17 protein-coding genes and 1 pseudogene are annotated in these 16,616 nt (G+C 51.5%); 17 read left to right on the plus strand and 1 reads right to left on the minus strand.

All coding sequences use genetic code 11. The features are described from left to right. Window position 1: 1 nt before the first annotated feature. The 8 genes and pseudogenes from murD (at window position 2) to sigE (ending at window position 8,946) form a co-directional block, all read left to right on the plus strand. The gene (gene murD / locus ACTRC3_RS08275; RefSeq protein ID WP_440322739.1) at window positions 2-1,360 is read left to right on the plus strand and encodes a UDP-N-acetylmuramoyl-L-alanine--D-glutamate ligase; all 1,359 of its coding nucleotides are present in this window, start codon (window positions 2-4) and stop codon (window positions 1,358-1,360) included. Window positions 1,361-1,411: 51 nt separating this feature from the next. Beyond that, on the plus strand, window positions 1,412-2,542 hold the full coding sequence (locus tag ACTRC3_RS08280; protein ID WP_349164293.1) for an FtsW/RodA/SpoVE family cell cycle protein: 1,131 nt from the start codon (window positions 1,412-1,414) through the stop codon (window positions 2,540-2,542). A gap of 28 nt (window positions 2,543-2,570) precedes the next feature. Beyond that, window positions 2,571-3,812, plus strand: a complete 1,242-nt coding sequence (murA, locus tag ACTRC3_RS08285) for a UDP-N-acetylglucosamine 1-carboxyvinyltransferase (RefSeq protein WP_349164292.1) — start codon at window positions 2,571-2,573, stop codon at window positions 3,810-3,812. Window positions 3,813-3,841: 29 nt separating this feature from the next. After that, window positions 3,842-4,606, plus strand: a complete 765-nt coding sequence (locus ACTRC3_RS08290; protein ID WP_440322740.1) for a cell division protein FtsQ/DivIB — start codon at window positions 3,842-3,844, stop codon at window positions 4,604-4,606. Between the two features lie 163 nt (window positions 4,607-4,769). Continuing rightward, window positions 4,770-5,939 carry a cell division protein FtsZ gene (gene ftsZ, locus ACTRC3_RS08295; RefSeq protein WP_440322741.1) on the plus strand — a complete coding sequence of 390 codons (1,170 nt, stop codon included), beginning with the start codon at window positions 4,770-4,772 and terminating at the stop codon, window positions 5,937-5,939. A 69-nt stretch (window positions 5,940-6,008) separates the two neighbouring features. Beyond that, entirely contained in the window at window positions 6,009-7,157 is a 1,149-nt protein-coding gene (locus tag ACTRC3_RS08300; protein WP_178038615.1) for an ATP-binding protein, read from the plus strand. Between the two features lie 211 nt (window positions 7,158-7,368). Further along, window positions 7,369-8,259, plus strand: a complete 891-nt coding sequence (locus ACTRC3_RS08305) for a sigma-E processing peptidase SpoIIGA (protein WP_440322742.1) — start codon at window positions 7,369-7,371, stop codon at window positions 8,257-8,259. Further along, window positions 8,207-8,946, plus strand: a pseudogene (sigE, locus tag ACTRC3_RS08310) (RNA polymerase sporulation sigma factor SigE). The gene ACTRC3_RS08305 and the pseudogene sigE overlap by 53 nt, the downstream one beginning before the upstream one ends. A 1-nt stretch (window position 8,947) precedes the next feature. Here the strand turns inward: sigE and sigG are convergent. Next, the gene (gene sigG, locus ACTRC3_RS08315; protein WP_440322743.1) at window positions 8,948-9,727 is read right to left on the minus strand and encodes an RNA polymerase sporulation sigma factor SigG; all 780 of its coding nucleotides are present in this window, start codon (window positions 9,725-9,727) and stop codon (window positions 8,948-8,950) included. 205 nt (window positions 9,728-9,932) lie between these two features. On the opposite strand from sigG, the gene ACTRC3_RS08320 reads away from it, so the two are divergent. The 9 genes from ACTRC3_RS08320 to ACTRC3_RS08360 form a co-directional block, all read left to right on the plus strand. Continuing rightward, on the plus strand, window positions 9,933-10,811 hold the full coding sequence (locus ACTRC3_RS08320; protein ID WP_440322744.1) for a Cof-type HAD-IIB family hydrolase: 879 nt from the start codon (window positions 9,933-9,935) through the stop codon (window positions 10,809-10,811). Between the two features lies 1 nt (window position 10,812). Beyond that, on the plus strand, window positions 10,813-12,720 hold the full coding sequence (locus ACTRC3_RS08325; protein WP_440322745.1) for a PRD domain-containing protein: 1,908 nt from the start codon (window positions 10,813-10,815) through the stop codon (window positions 12,718-12,720). Between the two features lie 2 nt (window positions 12,721-12,722). Continuing rightward, window positions 12,723-13,862 (plus strand): amidohydrolase/deacetylase family metallohydrolase, encoded by a 1,140-nt coding sequence (locus ACTRC3_RS08330; protein ID WP_440322746.1) that lies wholly within the window; start codon window positions 12,723-12,725, stop codon window positions 13,860-13,862. After that, window positions 13,828-14,193, plus strand: coding sequence for a PRD domain-containing protein (locus ACTRC3_RS08335; protein WP_349164284.1), 366 nt, complete (start codon window positions 13,828-13,830; stop codon window positions 14,191-14,193). The genes ACTRC3_RS08330 and ACTRC3_RS08335 overlap by 35 nt, the downstream gene beginning before the upstream one ends. A gap of 27 nt (window positions 14,194-14,220) precedes the next feature. Beyond that, window positions 14,221-14,586 (plus strand): SFCGS family glycine-rich protein, encoded by a 366-nt coding sequence (locus ACTRC3_RS08340; RefSeq protein WP_158362130.1) that lies wholly within the window; start codon window positions 14,221-14,223, stop codon window positions 14,584-14,586. A 2-nt stretch (window positions 14,587-14,588) separates the two neighbouring features. Continuing rightward, the gene (locus tag ACTRC3_RS08345; protein ID WP_158362132.1) at window positions 14,589-14,924 is read left to right on the plus strand and encodes a DUF4312 family protein; all 336 of its coding nucleotides are present in this window, start codon (window positions 14,589-14,591) and stop codon (window positions 14,922-14,924) included. Window position 14,925: 1 nt separating this feature from the next. Then, complete coding sequence (locus ACTRC3_RS08350; protein WP_349164283.1) at window positions 14,926-15,636, plus strand: DUF4311 domain-containing protein; 711 nt, start codon at window positions 14,926-14,928, stop codon at window positions 15,634-15,636. Window positions 15,637-15,654: 18 nt separating this feature from the next. Then, window positions 15,655-16,308 (plus strand): DUF4310 family protein, encoded by a 654-nt coding sequence (locus ACTRC3_RS08355; protein WP_349164282.1) that lies wholly within the window; start codon window positions 15,655-15,657, stop codon window positions 16,306-16,308. Window positions 16,309-16,434: 126 nt separating this feature from the next. Continuing rightward, window positions 16,435-16,616, plus strand: a 182-nt coding sequence (locus ACTRC3_RS08360; RefSeq protein WP_440322747.1) for a hypothetical protein, incomplete at its 3' end; no start/stop codon positions are given.

Here is a 16,616-nt window from a genome sequence, read left to right on the forward strand (position 1 = left end):
AATGATTACGGATAAAAAGATAGTAGTGATTGGCAGCGGTGTCAGTGGCGTCGGCGCGGTAAAGCTTCTGGAGGCGGCGGGCGCGGTGCCGACCCTCTATGACAGCAATGAGAAACTGACGGAAGCGGAAGTACGGAAAAGACTGCCCGAGGGCAGCAAGTGCAAGGTTGTGCTGGGCGAATTCCCGGAGAATTTAAAGAAAGAGACTGAGCTGGTCGTGTTAAGCCCGGGCGTGCCGGTGGATCTGCCGTTGGTGGAGGAGCTGCGCACGAACGGCGCAGCCATCTGGGGTGAGGTGGAGCTGGCTTACCATTTTGGCAAGGGCAAAATTGCGGCCATTACCGGAACAAACGGAAAAACTACAACAACAACCCTGGTGGGAGAGATTTTCAAGAGCTATTACCCGGAGGTCTTCGTGGTGGGTAATATCGGAACCGCCTACACCCAGGAGGCGCTGAAGATGACCGACAATAGCGTGATCGCTGCGGAGATCAGCAGCTTTCAGCTGGAGACCATCGAGAACTTCCACCCAAAGGTCAGCGCTATCCTGAATATCACGCCGGATCATCTGAACCGCCATCATACCATGCAGTGCTATATCGAAACCAAGGAGAAGATCGCGGAAAATCAGACCAGGGATGATACCTGCGTCCTGAATTACGATGATGAGGAGACCAGACGCTTCGGCGGGAGCTGCAAGGCCTCGGTTCTGTATTTCAGCCGGGAGCATATACTGGATCAGGGCGTATATATGGATGGAACAGCCATCGTCTATGCAGATGAGTCCGTCCGGACAAAGATCTGTGATGTGTCAGAACTGAAACTTCTCGGAACCCATAATTATGAGAACGTTATGGCAGCGGTGGCCATCGCGGCAGCCATGGGCGTGCCCTTCCCGTATATCCGTGAAACGGTTATTAATTTCACGGCTGTGGAGCACCGCATTGAGTTTGTGGCGGAGAAAAAGGGGGTTGCTTATTACAATGATTCCAAGGGAACGAATACCGATGCTTCCATCAAGGCAGTGCAGGCCATGAATCGTCCTACCATTGTTATCGGCGGCGGCTACGACAAGCACGTCACCTTTGACGACTGGATCGCGTGCTTTGGCGACAAGGTGAAATGGCTGGTGCTGCTGGGTCAGACCGCGAATCAGATTGCGGAGACTGCGAAGAAGCATGGCTTTACCCATATCGTATTTACCGAGAGCCTGGAAGAAGCAGTGCAGGTCTGCGCCGGCAAGGCAGAGAGTGGCGACGCGGTTCTGCTGTCTCCGGCCTGCGCAAGCTGGGGCATGTTCGATAATTACGAGCAGAGAGGAAGAATGTTTAAAGATTACGTCCGCGCGCTTCCCGAATAAAAAAGGGAAGAAAAATAAAGCAGTGGGTTTAGGCCCCGGGACGGAGGTTTTATGACAGGTCCGGATTCCGCCGGAAAAGAGAAGAAGCACGGGAGCACAGCTCCTGATTACGGCCTTGTGCTGACTGTGTTGCTTCTGGCGGGATTCGGACTTGTTGTGCTTTACAGCACCAGCTCCTGGAATGGGCAGGTGAAGTTCGCCGACCCGGCCTATTATCTGAAAAAGCAGCTTCTGGCCACAGCTCTGGGACTGGCGGCCATGTATGCGGTATCTTGCATTGATTATCATAAATGGGGAAAACTGGCAGGCCTGGGATACCTGATTTCCCTGCTTCTTCAGGTGGCAGTGCTGATCTTCGGCGACGAGTATAACGGTTCCAGGCGCTGGCTGGCAATCGGTCCGGTGTCCTTTCAGCCTTCGGAATTCGCCAAGGTGGCGGTTATCCTGCTATTAGCCCGGGTGATCAGCAGCCGTCTGCAGCGTATTGTGACTTTGCGGCAGATGCTGGGGGTTATGCTTCTGGCCCTGCCGCTGGTGGGCCTGGTGGGCACCAATAATTTGAGTACTGCCATCATTATCATGGGAATTGCGGTGATTCTGATTTTTGTGGCCAGCCCCGGTTATCTGAGATTTGTTCTGATCGGCGCAGGCGGCGCCGGTTTTCTGGCAGTGTTCTTAAGTCTGGAATCCTACCGCCTGGAGCGTCTGGCCATCTGGCGGCATCCTGAGGCTTATGAGAAGGGCTATCAGACCATGCAGGGGCTCTACGCCATTGGTTCCGGCGGCCTCTTCGGCGTGGGCTTCGGAGGCAGCCTTCAGAAGCTGGGCTTTGTGCCGGAGGCTCAGAATGATATGATTTTTTCGATTGTATGCGAGGAGTTTGGACTGATGGGGGCGGTACTTTTGATGCTGCTTTTTGTGCTGCTGGTCTGGCGGTTATACAGCATCGCGGTGCATGTGCAGGATTTATTTGGCTGTCTCATTGTAACCGGAATTCTGGGCCACATCCTGATTCAGGTGATTTTGAATATCGCGGTGGTGACCAATACAATCCCCAATACAGGGATCACCCTGCCCTTCGTCAGCTATGGCGGTACCTCAGTCTTATTTCTCCTGTCGGAAATGGGGATGGCTTTAAATGTGTCCCGTAATCACCCCCACGGGGAGAGCGGCATATGCTAAAGGTATAGCAGAGACGGGGAGAAGACATATGGATTATCTGGACATCGAGGGCGGTTACCCTTTACGGGGCGAAGCGCGTATACAGGGATCGAAAAACGCAGCCCTTCCCATTCTTTCCGGGGCTCTGCTTCATTCCGGCGTGACAGTGCTGAAAAACTGTCCGGATATCACGGATGTGACGGCCATGCTGGAGCTTCTGAGGGGCTGTGACTGTCAGGTGCGGCAGGAGCGTGGAGCGCTGGTCGTGGATGCTTCGGCGCTCATGCCGCTTCAGGCGGAGGAGGCCTATGCGGAGAAAATGCGATCATCGATCATGCTGCTGGGAAGTCTTCTTGGAAGGCTGGGGGAGGTGCGGCTTCCCTATCCGGGTGGCTGCGTCATCGGGGCCAGGCCCGTGGATATTCATCTGGCGGCGCTTACACAGATGGGCGCGAAAATAAAACTGGAAGAAAATGGAATTTATGCAGTCTGCAGGAGTCCGCACGGCGCAGAAATTCATCTGCCCTTTCCAAGTGTGGGTGCCACGGAAAATGTGATTTTGCTGGCTGTAAAGGCTGAGGGCGAGACCATTCTGCACGGCGCGGCCCGGGAACCGGAGATCTGCGAGCTCTGCAGGTTCTTAAGAAGTATGGGAGCGCGTATCCGGGGCGAGGGGAGCGGACGCATCGTGATAGAGGGCGGACAACAGCTTTATGATACGGAATTTACCGTAATGCCCGATCGGATAGTGGCGGGCACCTATATGCTTTTACTGGCTGCCACAGGCGGCAGGATTCGACTCAGGGAAGCTCCCGTGGAACAGCTTGACAGTCTCTGGCCGGTGCTGTCAGAGCTTGGGGTGGAAAGCAAAACAGGGAAGGACGGTGTGAGCCTTACCAGGCGGGAAGTAAAACCCTGTCACCTTGCCATTTCCACCGCGCCTTATCCGGGTTTTCCGACAGATTTGCAGTCACCCCTCATGGCGGTCCTGGCAGCTCTGCCCGGAGAGAGCAGGATTTGCGAGCGGGTTTTTGAGGCCCGTTATAAAATCGTGGAAGAGCTTAGGAAAATGGGCGCGGATATTACAGTAACAGGGGAAGAAGCCCTGGTGCGTGGCAGAAGCCTGCAGGGCGCGGCACTTACTGCCCGGGAGCTTCGGGGCGGGGCGGCCCTTTGCATCGCGGCGGCTGCGGCTCAAGGGAAAAGCCGCATTTTACAGTATCCTTTTATTGCCAGGGGCTATGAAAATATAATCAGGGATTTGCAAGCACTCGGAGTTGTGATACACTAGACAAAACGAAAACAGATCAGAGGAAAAGCATGTTAAAATTTCGGGAACGTGAAAAAATAAAAGCAAGAAAACGAAGGGGAAAAGGTCTGCTGACAGCGTTGCTGGTACTGATGACGCTGGCGCTTCTCACCGTCGGCGTCATCAGCCTGTTCAAAATCCGTACCGTGGAAATCACCGGCAACAGCTTTTACAGCGCGCAGGAAATTCAGGATCGAATCATTACGGATCGATATACAGAGAATTCCCTTTATCTCTATCTGAAATATAAGTATTTCAATAAAGAGGAAATTCCGTTTGTGGATAAACTGGAGGTGAGCCTTCAGGGACCCGGAAAGGTGAAAATCCGCGTGTATGAAAAGAGTGTTGTCGGCTATGTTACTTACATGGGGGCGAATTTCTATTTTGACAAAGACGGCGTAGTGGTGGAAAGCTCCACGGATGTGAAGGAGGATATTCCCTGCATTTCCGGCGTGCGTTTCAGTTCCCTGGCCATGTATCAGAAGCTGGCTGTGGAGAATGACAAAATTTTCGGCCGTATTCTGAATATCACCCAGCTGCTGAAAAAATATGAGCTGAGCCCGGATAAAATTGAGTTTGGGAAGGACCTTGCGTTGACCCTGTATTTCGGAAACGTGAAGGTGGCTCTTGGAAGCAACGATGATCTGGAAGATAAGATAGGACGGCTGCATGATATTTACAGCGATCTGGAGTCTCTGTCCGGTACCCTGCATATGGAAAATTATACCCTGGGTTCCAAATTTATCAGCTTCGAAAAAGCGGATTCGACAGAGTAACGCAGAAAACGCGTATAGAAAAAATTAATTTTGGAAATGTTATAAATAGGGTTGATTAATTTTAGGAAAAAAGTTATCATGTATAGTATGAGAAAAATTGGAAGTTCTCTGCCTACGGGCTTAGATTTATAAAAATAGACTGGGAAAACAGGAGGGCAAGGTTTTGCTTGAAATTATGATGAACGATGCGGAATCCGCAGCCAGAATTATCGTGATTGGAGTCGGCGGCGCCGGCAATAACGCGGTGAACCGCATGATAGATGAGCAGATTGCAGGAGTAGAATTTATCGGAGTCAATACGGACAAGCAGGCACTGCAGTTCTGCAAGGCGGAACGGGCCATCCAGATCGGCGAGAAGCTGACTAAGGGACTGGGTGCCGGAGCCAAGCCGGAGATCGGCGAGAAGGCTGCCGAAGAAAGCATCGAGGAGATTAAGGAAGCTATTCAGGGCGCGGATATGGTGTTCGTGACCTGCGGAATGGGCGGCGGCACCGGTACCGGCGGAGCGCCGGTTATTGCCAGACTGGCCAAGGATATGGGGATTCTGACTGTCGGTGTGGTTACGAAGCCGTTCCGTTTTGAGAATAAAGTACGTATGAAGAACGCGCTGGAAGGTATTCAGAAGCTGAAAGAGAGTGTGGATACCCTGATTGTGATCCCCAATGACAAGCTGCTGGAGATTGTGGATCGCCGTACAACCATGCCGGATGCTCTGAAGAAGGCAGATGAGGTTCTGCAGCAGGCGGTACAGGGAATTACCGACCTGATTAACCTGCCGGCCCTGATTAATCTGGACTTCGCGGATGTACAGACGGTTATGACCGACAAGGGTATTGCACACATCGGTATCGGTTCCGGTAAGGGCGATGACAAGGCCCTGGACGCAGTAAAGCAGGCTGTGGCCAGCCCGCTTCTGGAGACGACCATTGTGGGCGCTTCCCATGTCATTATCAATATTTCCGGAGATATCTCCCTAATGGATGCCAACGACGCCGCAAGCTATGTACAGGAGCTGGCAGGTGATGACGCCAACATTATCTTTGGTGCGATGTACGACGATACATACACCGATGAAGCTACCATCACCGTCATTGCCACCGGACTGGATGAGAACAACAGCACCAAGGTTCTGCCGAAGAACAGCAGTTTTGGAAAGATGCCCACAGCTGCGAAGACAGGCTTAGAAGCTTCCGCCCAGAGCGCCGGCACACAGACTTCCGCCGAGCCGCCGGTATTCAAGCCCCTGCCGGGATTGAATATTCCGAAGCGTCCGGAGAGCAGAGTCCAGGTGGACGAATTGAAGGTTCCGGAATTCCTGCAGAGACATAAATAAACCGAGAACGTATGAGAATCAAAAAAGCCGTGGCGATTGCTTCCACGGCTTTTTAAATGGAGGAACAGGATGAATACCATTACCATAGAAGAATTGATGAAACAAAAGCCCGAGACTATAACAGTTCTGGATGTGCGTCCGGCGGACGAATACCGGAGAGGAACCTTCGACGGAGCGATCAGCATGCCCATGAAGGAGATCCCGGAGCGCAAGGAAGAGATTCCCAAGGACAAACCGGTGTATCTGCTCTGTCATACCGGTGAGCGCAGCATGGAGTATGTGGACTATCTGGAGCAGAACGGCTACGACGCCTGGAACGTGGAAGGCGGTTACCGCGCCTATTTGCGTATGCAGCTGGCCAGTTTTGTGCAGGAAGAGGACGCCCGTAAAGAGAAAACGGCGGAAATCGAGCGCAGCATTATTAAAAAATTCCGGAAACCTATATGGCGCAAATTCACCCAGGCTATCACGGATTACGATCTGATTCAGCCTGGAGACAAGATTGCGGTCTGCATCTCCGGTGGAAAGGATTCCATGCTGATGGCCAAGCTCATGCAGGAACTGCAGCGCCACGGCAAATATCCCTTCGAACTGGTATTCCTGGTGATGAACCCGGGCTACAATGCGGATAACTGGAAAATCATTCAGGACAACGCCAAGGTACTGGGCATTCCGCTTACCGTCTTCGAGAGCGAGATCTTCGACATCGTGGCCGGTGTGGACCGCAATCCCTGTTACCTCTGTGCTCGCATGCGCCGGGGTAACCTGTACGCCGAGGCCAAGGCCCTGGGCTGTAATAAGATCGCTCTGGGACATCATTTTGATGATGTGGTCGAGACCATCCTGATGGGGATGCTCTACAGCGGCAAGATCGAGACTATGATGCCCAAGCTTCATAGCAAGAATTTCGAGGGTATGGAGCTGATCCGCCCCATGTACAAGATCAAGGAAGAGGACATCAAAGCATGGCGCGACTATCACAAGCTCCATTTCATCCAGTGCGCCTGCCGTTTCACTGAGAACTGCGCCACCTGCGGCGGCGAGCGGGGCTCCAAGCGCGACGAGATGAAGGACCTGATGAAGCAGTTCCGTGCCACCAGCGACGTCATCGAGTCCAATATCTTCCAGAGCGTCCACAATATTAACCTACGGACGGTCATCGGGTACCATAAGGACGATGAAGTATACAATTTCTTAGACGATTATAATGAGCGATAGACGGAACATAGTAACCGTCTTAAACCAACAGAAGATAGAAAAATTCCCCTCTCACCGAGGAAAAAATGCGTCCCGGTGAGAGGGGAATTTTTCTATCTTCGTCTATTAACCCTGTCGAATCCTGTCCGATAAATCTATCCCACATCTTCCACATATTTACAAATTCCGCGCCCCACCTTCCCTATAATGGAGAACAGAAAGAAGGTGGGCCGTGTACTACACGCTGTACATAGACGAGTTTTTCCTGCAAAATCTGCTGACGGATTATCTGTTGCTGACGGTGACGGGACGGATGCTGAAAATCAGGATTCCGGCATTCAGGAGACTTCTTGCAGCAGGAGTCGGAAGTCTGACGGTTTGTCTTGTCTACCTTGCAGGAGGACAGAACAGTCTGGCCGGAAAACTAATCCTGTATGGAGCGGCGGCGGTCGGAATGATCTGCGTAAGTCTTCCGAAAAACCAGCAAGGCCTGTTGGGCAAAGCATTGTTTCTGCTGTACCTGAACGGCTTCCTGCTGGGAGGCATCTTCGGATGGCTTCGAAGTGCATTTGCCTTTCCGGTATATCCGTTTCTGTTCTTTACGCTGGTAAGCTACGAGCTGCTGAAGCTGACTGCCAGGCTTATATTTCGGCAGCAAGAACAGGAACGATGCGTATATTCCGTCACTATCCGGTACCGGGAAAACACCTGCACCGTCCGGGCGCTTCTGGACACGGGCAACAGTCTTCGGGATCCGGTCTTCGGAAAGCCTGTGAGCATCATCACAGCAGATCTGAAGGCGGCGCTTCTTGGGGAAAAGGAGATGGTTTTTTATCCGGTTCCTTATCACAGCGTAGGCCGGAAAAACGGTTTCCTTCCGGCCTTTTACGCAGATGAACTGGAGCTTACAGGACCGGACGGCGTGTGTATCCACACGGAAAAGCCTTTGCTTGGCATTACCAAAGAACCACTTTCTTCGACAGAAAATTACAGCATGATTCTGCATCCGGCCCTGTTGGAGCCATATAGCGCAGAGAATGCGGAAATGAGAGTGGGAGGAAAGAACAAGTATGCTTATCAAAGTAGCGATTCCAAATCAGGTTCAGTTAAAGCTGATCCCTAATTTTTCCACCCTGTTTGTGGGAAGGAAAAATGAAATTCACTATATCGGCGGCGCGGAGGTGCTTCCGGCGCCCTTAAATGCGGAGGATGAGGCCCGGGCCATTGCGCGTCTTGGCACGGAGGAGGGCGGTGAAGCCCGCTCCCTTCTGATTGAGCACAACCTGCGCCTGGTGGTCTATATCGCGAAAAAATTCGACAACACCGGCGTGGGCGTGGAGGATCTGATTTCCATCGGAACCATTGGACTTATCAAAGCCATCAACACCTTCAACAGAGGGAAAAATATCAAGCTGGCCACCTACGCCTCCCGCTGTATTGAAAATGAGATCCTGATGTATCTGCGCCGCAACAACAAGACCCGCCTTGAGGTTTCCATTGATGAGCCCCTGAATGTGGACTGGGATGGCAACGAATTATTGCTGTCTGATATTCTGGGAACCGATGAGGACGTCATTTACCGTGATATCGAGACAGAGATGGAGCGAAAACTGCTTGACAAGGCCATTCAGACACTGTCTGAACGGGAGCGCACCATCGTGGAGCTTCGTTTTGGACTGAAAAATCCTCATGGCGAGGAGATGACTCAGAAGGAGGTGGCGGATCTCCTGGGAATCTCACAGTCCTATATTTCAGACTGGAAAAGAAAATTATCCGCCGCCTGAAAAAAGAAATCATGAAATACGAATAAATTATTGCGCCAGATAATTCTGCATACATTTCAGCGCGTTTTTCTCCAGACGGCTGACCTGGGCCTGGGAAATGCCGATTTCATCGGCAACTTCCATCTGAGTCTTACCCTGGAAGAAACGGAGCTCAATGATATAATGTTCGCGGTCTGACAGCTTTTTCATGGCCTCATTCAGGGAGAGTTCTTCAATCCAGAGCTCTTCCCTGTTTTTTTTATCACTGATCTGGTCCATCACATAGAGAGTATCGCCACCCTCGGTGTAGACCGGCTCATAGAGGCTGACCGGGCTCTGGATAGCGTCCAGGGCAAAGACGATTTCCTCGTCCGGAATGCCGATTTCCGTGGCGATTTCGCTTAGGCATGGTTCCCTGGCATACTGGCGGGTCAGATTTTCCCTGGCGTAAATAGCCTTGTAGGCCGTATCCCGTAAGGAACGGCTGACCCGGATACTGTTGTTATCCCGGAGATAACGGCGGATTTCCCCGGCGATCATGGGTACTGCATAAGTGGAAAATTTGACGCCCAGAGTGCTGTCAAAATTGTCGATGGCTTTCATGAGACCGATACACCCGATCTGGAACAGGTCGTCCGCATTTTCCGAACTTCCTGAAAACCGCTTGATAACGCTCAAAACCAGTCGGAGATTGCCCTTGATATAAAGCTCCCGGGCGGTTGCGTCGCCCGCTGTAATTCGTTTCCATAAAGCGTCCTTTTCTTCCTGTGTCAGGACAGGCAGTTTCGCTGTATTTACGCCGCATATTTCTACTTTATTCAGTGCCATCTGGTAAATACCTCCTGTAAATCCTTGATATTCACAAGATTTCCCAAAGAAAGGTTTCTATGCGCAATTTTCTGAAATAAAAAAAATATAAGGCCTTGACAAAACAGATTCAATTTTGCAATGTATACATAAAAAATTGCAAAGAAATAGTGGCTAGAAACAGAACAAAGTATGATATGCTAACAGCAAGTAAGGGGATGGTTAAGTGGATGTAAAGTGGATTGTGACAGATATGGATGGCACGCTGTTGAACAGCAGAGATGAGATCACCGAGCGGACAAAGAAAGCCCTGATAGCCTGCCAGGAGAAAGGAATCCGACTGATTCTGGCCAGCGGCAGGAGCTATATCCGCCAAATGCCTTACGCAAAGGAGCTTAAGCTTCGGAAGTATGGAGGCTGCCTGATAGAGAATAACGGGCTGACTGTCAACGATATGACTCCGGGAGGGCGGCATAAGCTAGCGTATCTGGGACAGAAGGATGTCGAACGTCTCTTTCCCGTTTTGCAGAAATGGGAAGTGGAGATTCAGGGTTACGAGGACGACGGCGTCTACTACTGGATTCCAGACTGGCAGCGCCCTCTAAAAGAACAGGAACGTCAGAAAAAAGGATATCCGGACGACTATCCGCTGGTGGCAGGAGCTTGGGGATGGATAGGGGAGAATATCAACAGCTATCCGAGACAGATTGAGATTTATACGATGGAAGAACTTCCGATGAAGCTCAATAAGATGAACGCTACAGACCGGGAGGATCGGATCCACGAGTTATATCAGTTCTTTGAAAAAGAATTTACCGGACAGTATGAATTCGTGCGGACAGGCCCCAGGCTCATCGAGATTTCCCCGAAAGGGATCACCAAGGGACAGACCCTGAAGCGCCTGATGGAGGCGGCGGGGATCCGGCCCGAAGAGGTCATGGCCTTTGGCGATGGCGAGAATGACGTGGATATGTTCCGCACAGTAAAATACGGGATCGCTGTTGGCAATGCGGCGGATTACGTGAAGGAGCATGCCTTTGACGTGACAGCAACCAACAACGAAGACGGAATCGCGGCAGCGCTTGAGAAATACGGAGTTATATGACATGAAAGATACGCCGAAACCGAGACAGATTGAGATTTTCAGACTGCTGATGACATCCGGCGTGCCGCTGGATATCAATCTATTAAAAGAAAAGCTGCAAAAAAGCGAGCGGACCATCCGCTATGACATACAGGATTTGAAACGCATCTGCCAGGAATACGGAATTGAGATCGGCTACCTGACGAAGAAGGGCTATTTCATCCCGGCAGCCCAGAAGCCGGAATGCTCGGCACTGCTGGTACAGTGGGACAGCGGAGGAAAAAGCAGCTTCGTGGACGATGAGGAAGAAAAGCGGTTCACAAGCCTCTTCTTTTACCTGTTTGTGCAGAAGGGCTATGTGACAGCCGAGAAGCTGGCCGAGGTGTATCTGGCTTCCAAGTCCACGCTGACCCGGGGACTTGGACGGCTGGAGGAATATTTCGGCAACAGCTTTACCCTGGAGATCCGAAAGGCCCAGGGTTACCGCCTGAAGGGTGACGAGCTGACACTCCGGAAAAAGGCCGTGGAGCTTCTGGCGGCCCGGTTCCAGGGCAGCTATACGGCGGACGACTGGTTCCTGCTTCTGCCTGAAGAGCTGAAAAGCAAAATCAGTATCCAAAATATCCGGGATATCAGTCGCAGTATCCGGCAGGTCAACGGAAAGTATAATATCTGGATTTCCAATACCGCTTACCTGAATCTGATGAGCTACTGCATCGCGCGGCATGTGCGCCTCCCGGTGCTGGAAAGCACTGGAGAAAAGCCGGAAGAGCAGGAGGCCTACGCGTCCGAGCTTCTGCGGGAGCTCTCGGCGGAGGAGAAGACCAGGGAGACAGCCCGGGAGCTTTCGTGGCTTCAGGAAGTTCTTCGTGATTATGGAATCAGCACCGAGGGCTATCGGGTCAAGGACGAGATTCTGAAACGCATCATGAGACGGATCATGTCTTATCTGGAAAACGGGGAAGAGCGAGAAAGCTTCGAGCTTCAGAGCCTCCGGCGGGACTTGGAGGAGCACCTGAAAAATTACCTGACCATGAGTGGATCAGACCGGCAGGAAGAAGAGAATGCCTATGTGCTCCAGGAGATTCAGGAATACTACTATTCCTATTTCCAGCTGGCAGAGAAGCTTGCGGAAATTATCGAGGACGAGATCGGGCAGAAGCTCGGCGTGATGGAAATCTGCTATCTGGCAGTTTACTTATATAAAAATGGAATCCAGGCGGAGAGCGAACGGAAAAATGTCATGGTGGTCTGCGCCACCGGTAAGGGCCTGTCCCATTTCCTGACGCTCCGTATCAAGCATGTATTCCCGATGCTGAATGTGGTGGGGCAGGTTTCCCCCTATCAGCTTTTAAAGGCCAGTGATCTGAAGGGCGTGGATTTTGCCATTTCCACGATTCCGTTGGAGAACAGCGTGGTGCCGGTAGTGAAGATTTCCGGTGTGCTGCTGGCGGAGGATATTCAGAGAATCCAGGATTTCCTGAAATACGGCAAGCTGGTGGACGACATTCCGATGAAGCAGAAGAATGAGGCGTCGTTCCAGGCCAAACCGGATATTACGGTATCGGCGCAGCTGAGCCGGAAGAATTCCGGTGAAAATCTGGCCGAGGCGGCTGGAACCATGAGCAATCTGATTCTGGCGCTTCTGGAGTATGTGGCCAAGCTTCCGCCTCAGATTCGCATGAGCCGGGACGCCATGCTGGGTTTGGTGATTCACATGAGTATGGCGGTGAAGCGCTGGCTGTCCGGGGAGGTCACTGAGGATCCCGCCGGCGAATTTAACCAGGAGTATTACCGGGTGAAAAAGGAATATCCGGATGTGTTCCTGATTATGGAAAAATTCTTCGAAATGGCGGAAAATACGCTGCAGGTAAGGATACCTATTTCAGAGAGAACCGCGTTCTTTCTGTATATCATAGAGGAGGAATAGACATGAAAAGCCTGTTAATCAAAAACGGACAGCTGCTTGCCCCGGCAAACGGCTATCGGAGAGACAAAAAAGATATTTTCGTGAAAAACGGAAAAATCGAGAAAATTGGTGACAATCTGGATGTGGAAGCAGAGAAAGTCATCGACGCAGAAGGCGCTATCGTGACGCCTGGCTTCATTGATATCCATACGCACTGCTATCCGAAGGCATTTCTGGGTCTTGACCCGGATGTACTGGGTCTGGAGCGGGGTGCCACCGCTATTCTGGACGCGGGAAGCAGCGGAGCCGACAACTATGAGGACTTCCGTGCCAATTACATTGATAAGGCAAAGACCAAGGTATTTACCCTGTTAAATGTATCCAAAGAGGGACTGATCCGCGGCCATGAACTGGACAGTATGGACAAGCTGGACGAGGCAAAGGTAAAGGCCACAGCAGAAAAGTACAGTGACAACATCGTAGGCCTGAAGGCCAGAGCCAGCCAGAGCGTTGTGGGAGAGATGGGGCTTACCCCCATCGCGGAGGCTGCCCGGATCGCCCATGAGATCGAGAAGCCGCTGATGATTCATGTGGGCAATTATCCGCCCGCGCTGACGGATGTACTGAAGCTGGTGGACGAGGGCGATATCATCACCCATGCTTACCATGGTAAGAAGGGCGGCATCCTGACCGAGGAGGGCGAAATCATCCGGGAGGCGAAGGACGCCAGAGCCAGAGGCGTGCGTTTCGACGTGGGACACGGCGTGGCAAGCTTCAGTCTTCGTGTATACAAGCAGGCGCTGCTTGACAATTTTGACTGTGATATGATCTCCACAGATCTGCATGTAGAGAACTACAACGGACCGGTATACAATATCGCCAGCGTTATGAGCAAGCTCATCAACTGCGGCGAGAGCCTGGATCAGGTGGTACATAAGGTAACCTACGTACCGGCAAAGCATTATGGCCTTGAGGGTCTTGGAGAATTAAGGGAGGGCTGCACGGCAGATCTGAATCTTCTGACCCTGGACGCCTGCGAGGAGGAAATTGCGGATTCCATCGGCGATACCATCATCCTCAAGAATAAAATTACAGTAAGAAAAACCATTTACAGTAAGGGAGAAGAAAGTGAAGTATTTAGAAAAAGCATTGGAAATGAATGAAATTGATGCGGAGCATCGCGAGAGAACTATCCGGGAGTACGAAGCGGCAAAGGAGAGAATCAAAAATCTGCCGCTTACCTTAAGCGATGACGCCGACGCTATGCTCAGCAACCACCTGGTGGCGCTGATCAAGCGTATTTATACGGGACATTTCGTGGATCCGATTGAGGAGGAAATGATGAACGAGGTATCCGAAGAGGCATGGAAATATGCCCACATGATTGTAGACCCGCTTTTCGAGGCCCATGGCGTGCCCATTGACAAAAGCGAAGTATTCCTTGTGGGAACCCACATGGAGATGGCGATTGCATCGGCGTCAGCCGTTCAATAAAGAAACAGGAGAAGGAGGAAACACTCGATGAAAGAAGTATTAGTTGTAATCGGCCACCGCATGGGCAAAGGTCAGGCGGTAGCAAGAGGCGTAGAGAAGGCCGGAGGTAAGGCGATTGTAATCCCGGGCATGGCAGCAGATATGAAGCTTGGCGACGTGATGAAGGAAAACAACGCGGATCTGGGTATCAGCTTCTGCGGAAGCGGCGGAGCAGGCGCTCTGACAGCTCAGAACAAGTACGGCTACAAGGCAAAATACTCTCTTCGTTCCGTAGAGGCTGCATGCACAGCAGTGAAGGAAGGCTGCCAGGCAGTCGGACTTGGTTTTATGGACACAGAGGAACTGGGTGAGCGTGTCGTACAGGCATGGCGTGAAGTACACGGAGAAGAGTAAAAATGTTTGGAAAGAATGCAGAACGAATCGATACCTTTAATGGAAAACAGCTTTTGGAGGAGATGGATCATGAGATGATCCTCACCATGACCGGCGGCTCCCTGGAAAATGCGGTAGGCAATCTGTTTCAGCTGATGCGTAAGCAGATTTTCCAGGAGATATCCTATCCCATCGTTCAGATGGAAGCAAAAGAAGTGTACTTCGATGAGGTACAGGTTCAGAAAGAGACCGAGCGTTTTATGTTTCTTTTCATGCCGAGAGAAAAGATGACTTTTACCATTACCGCGAGGATTGTGGTAAGAGTGAAATATCTTAAAATCACGAAGGAGGATTTTTAACATGTTACAGATTATCATTTATTCCGCAATCATCGGTATCATCGGTGGCGGATGCATCGCAGCGGGTGCGGCCCGTATGTTCCATGCACCGGAGGTTCAGTCCATGGGTGCATTCCGTACCTTAGGTGAGCTGAATGCCTGCAACGGCGATCCGATTGCACACTTTTCCTTTGGTCTGGGATTTTTCTTCTCCGCTGCAGCATCAGCAGTGGCGGCAGGTTCCCTGACACAGGATGTTATGCACCGTATCGTGCCCAACTGGAGTGCCGCTGCCCTGCTTGTTAAAAACAACAAGGTAGAAGAGACTGTTCAGAATCCGCGCAAGATGATGATGGCTGGTTCTGTGGTAGGCGCTCTGGTCGTTATCTTCCTGAACACCATGGCAAGCATCATCCCGGAGAAGCTTTCCCTGATCGCTTCCGAGGTACTTGGACCGGCTACTACCTGGCTGATTAACCCGGTCATGCCTGCAATCTTCTGGCTGGCAGCAATGGATGCCGGTAAGACCACAGGTATGTGGGGTACTGTTCTGGGCGGCGTATCCGCGCTGATTACCGGTAACGCGACTCCCGGTGTTGTACTTGGTATCCTGATCGGTAAGTCTGCTGAGGAGAACGGTTACAAGAGCAAGGTTGTTCAGATTCTGATCGCCATCGTTGTAATTCTGTTCGTTGCCATTGCATACTTCAGAGGCTTCTTTGGCAAGTTTTAATTAGGGAGGAAGAGAAAGATGGAAGACAAGAGAACATTTGGTCAGAAAATGGATGAGTTTCTGATGAAGGACAGCACCTTTATCCTTCTGGTAATTGGAGCCGCCGCGGCAATTTTTGCAGGAACTTATATGTATATCAGTTTCGGTACAGGCGCATTCAATGATATTTCAATCGTAGCTATGCTGAGAGACGGTATTGACACAGGCGATTACGCAGCAGCGGCTGCATTTGCGGCAGGCTTCCTGATTGCGCGTATTCTGGAAGGCCCCCTGGTAGGTCTGATGGATATCGGCGGTTCCCTGCAGACCGGCGTAGGTATCGGTCTGCCGGCTCTGTTCCTTTCCATGGGATGGAAGCTTCCGTTCACCAACTTCTTTACCGCGCTGATTACAGGAGCTGTCATCGGTCTGGTGATTGGCGGAATCGTTATGCTGGTTCGTAAGCTGATGCCGGAAGGAGTAGCGGTAGGCGGAACCTCCGTTATGATGGGCGCAGGAAATGCCACAGGACGTTACCTGGCTCCGCTTATCGTACTGGCAGCTACCAGCTACAATGTATACGCAGGTCTGGGAGCGATTATTGGTTCCGCTATCTTCTATAAGTGGGGCAAGGAGATGACCGGTGGTGCCATCCTGGGCGCTATGATTCTGGGCGGTATCTTTATTCATTAATAAAAAAACATACGGGTGCAGGAGCAAAAAGCTCCTGCGCCTGGATTTAAACTTGACAGAAAGTGCGAAATGAAATCCGGACTGGGGCGGAAAAGAAAAACGTCGCAGATTCGGGAGGAGAGAAAAATGACAGTTTATGAAGAAATCGGACTTCCGCGCGTGATCAACGCCAGCGGCCGTATGACGGTGCTGGGCGTCTCTACGATCAGCGACAAGGTGGCCAAGGCAGCCGTAGCGGGCGGACAGTCTTATGTAGTAGTAGAAGATTTACTTGACAAAGCCGGAGAAATTATTTCTCAGTATACAGG

The sequence above is a fragment of the Laedolimicola sp. genome, assembly GCF_051972735.1.
GTDB classification, from domain to species: Bacteria; Bacillota; Clostridia; order Lachnospirales; family Lachnospiraceae; genus Laedolimicola; species Laedolimicola intestinihominis.

Coding starts and splice junctions, on each gene's coding strand:
- ACTRC3_RS08340 (WP_158362130.1), top strand. CDS start 14,221: ATGAAAGAAGTATTAGTTGTAATCGGCCACCGCATGGGCAAAGGTCAG.
- ACTRC3_RS08290 (WP_440322740.1), top strand. CDS start 3,842: ATGTTAAAATTTCGGGAACGTGAAAAAATAAAAGCAAGAAAACGAAGG.
- ACTRC3_RS08330 (WP_440322746.1), top strand. CDS start 12,723: ATGAAAAGCCTGTTAATCAAAAACGGACAGCTGCTTGCCCCGGCAAAC.
- ACTRC3_RS08355 (WP_349164282.1), top strand. CDS start 15,655: ATGGAAGACAAGAGAACATTTGGTCAGAAAATGGATGAGTTTCTGATG.
- ACTRC3_RS08350 (WP_349164283.1), top strand. CDS start 14,926: ATGTTACAGATTATCATTTATTCCGCAATCATCGGTATCATCGGTGGC.
- ACTRC3_RS08325 (WP_440322745.1), top strand. CDS start 10,813: ATGAAAGATACGCCGAAACCGAGACAGATTGAGATTTTCAGACTGCTG.
- ACTRC3_RS08345 (WP_158362132.1), top strand. CDS start 14,589: ATGTTTGGAAAGAATGCAGAACGAATCGATACCTTTAATGGAAAACAG.
- murD (WP_440322739.1), top strand. CDS start 2: ATGATTACGGATAAAAAGATAGTAGTGATTGGCAGCGGTGTCAGTGGC.
- murA (WP_349164292.1), top strand. CDS start 2,571: ATGGATTATCTGGACATCGAGGGCGGTTACCCTTTACGGGGCGAAGCG.
- sigG (WP_440322743.1), bottom strand. CDS start 9,727: ATGGCACTGAATAAAGTAGAAATATGCGGCGTAAATACAGCGAAACTG.
- ACTRC3_RS08300 (WP_178038615.1), top strand. CDS start 6,009: ATGAATACCATTACCATAGAAGAATTGATGAAACAAAAGCCCGAGACT.
- ACTRC3_RS08280 (WP_349164293.1), top strand. CDS start 1,412: ATGACAGGTCCGGATTCCGCCGGAAAAGAGAAGAAGCACGGGAGCACA.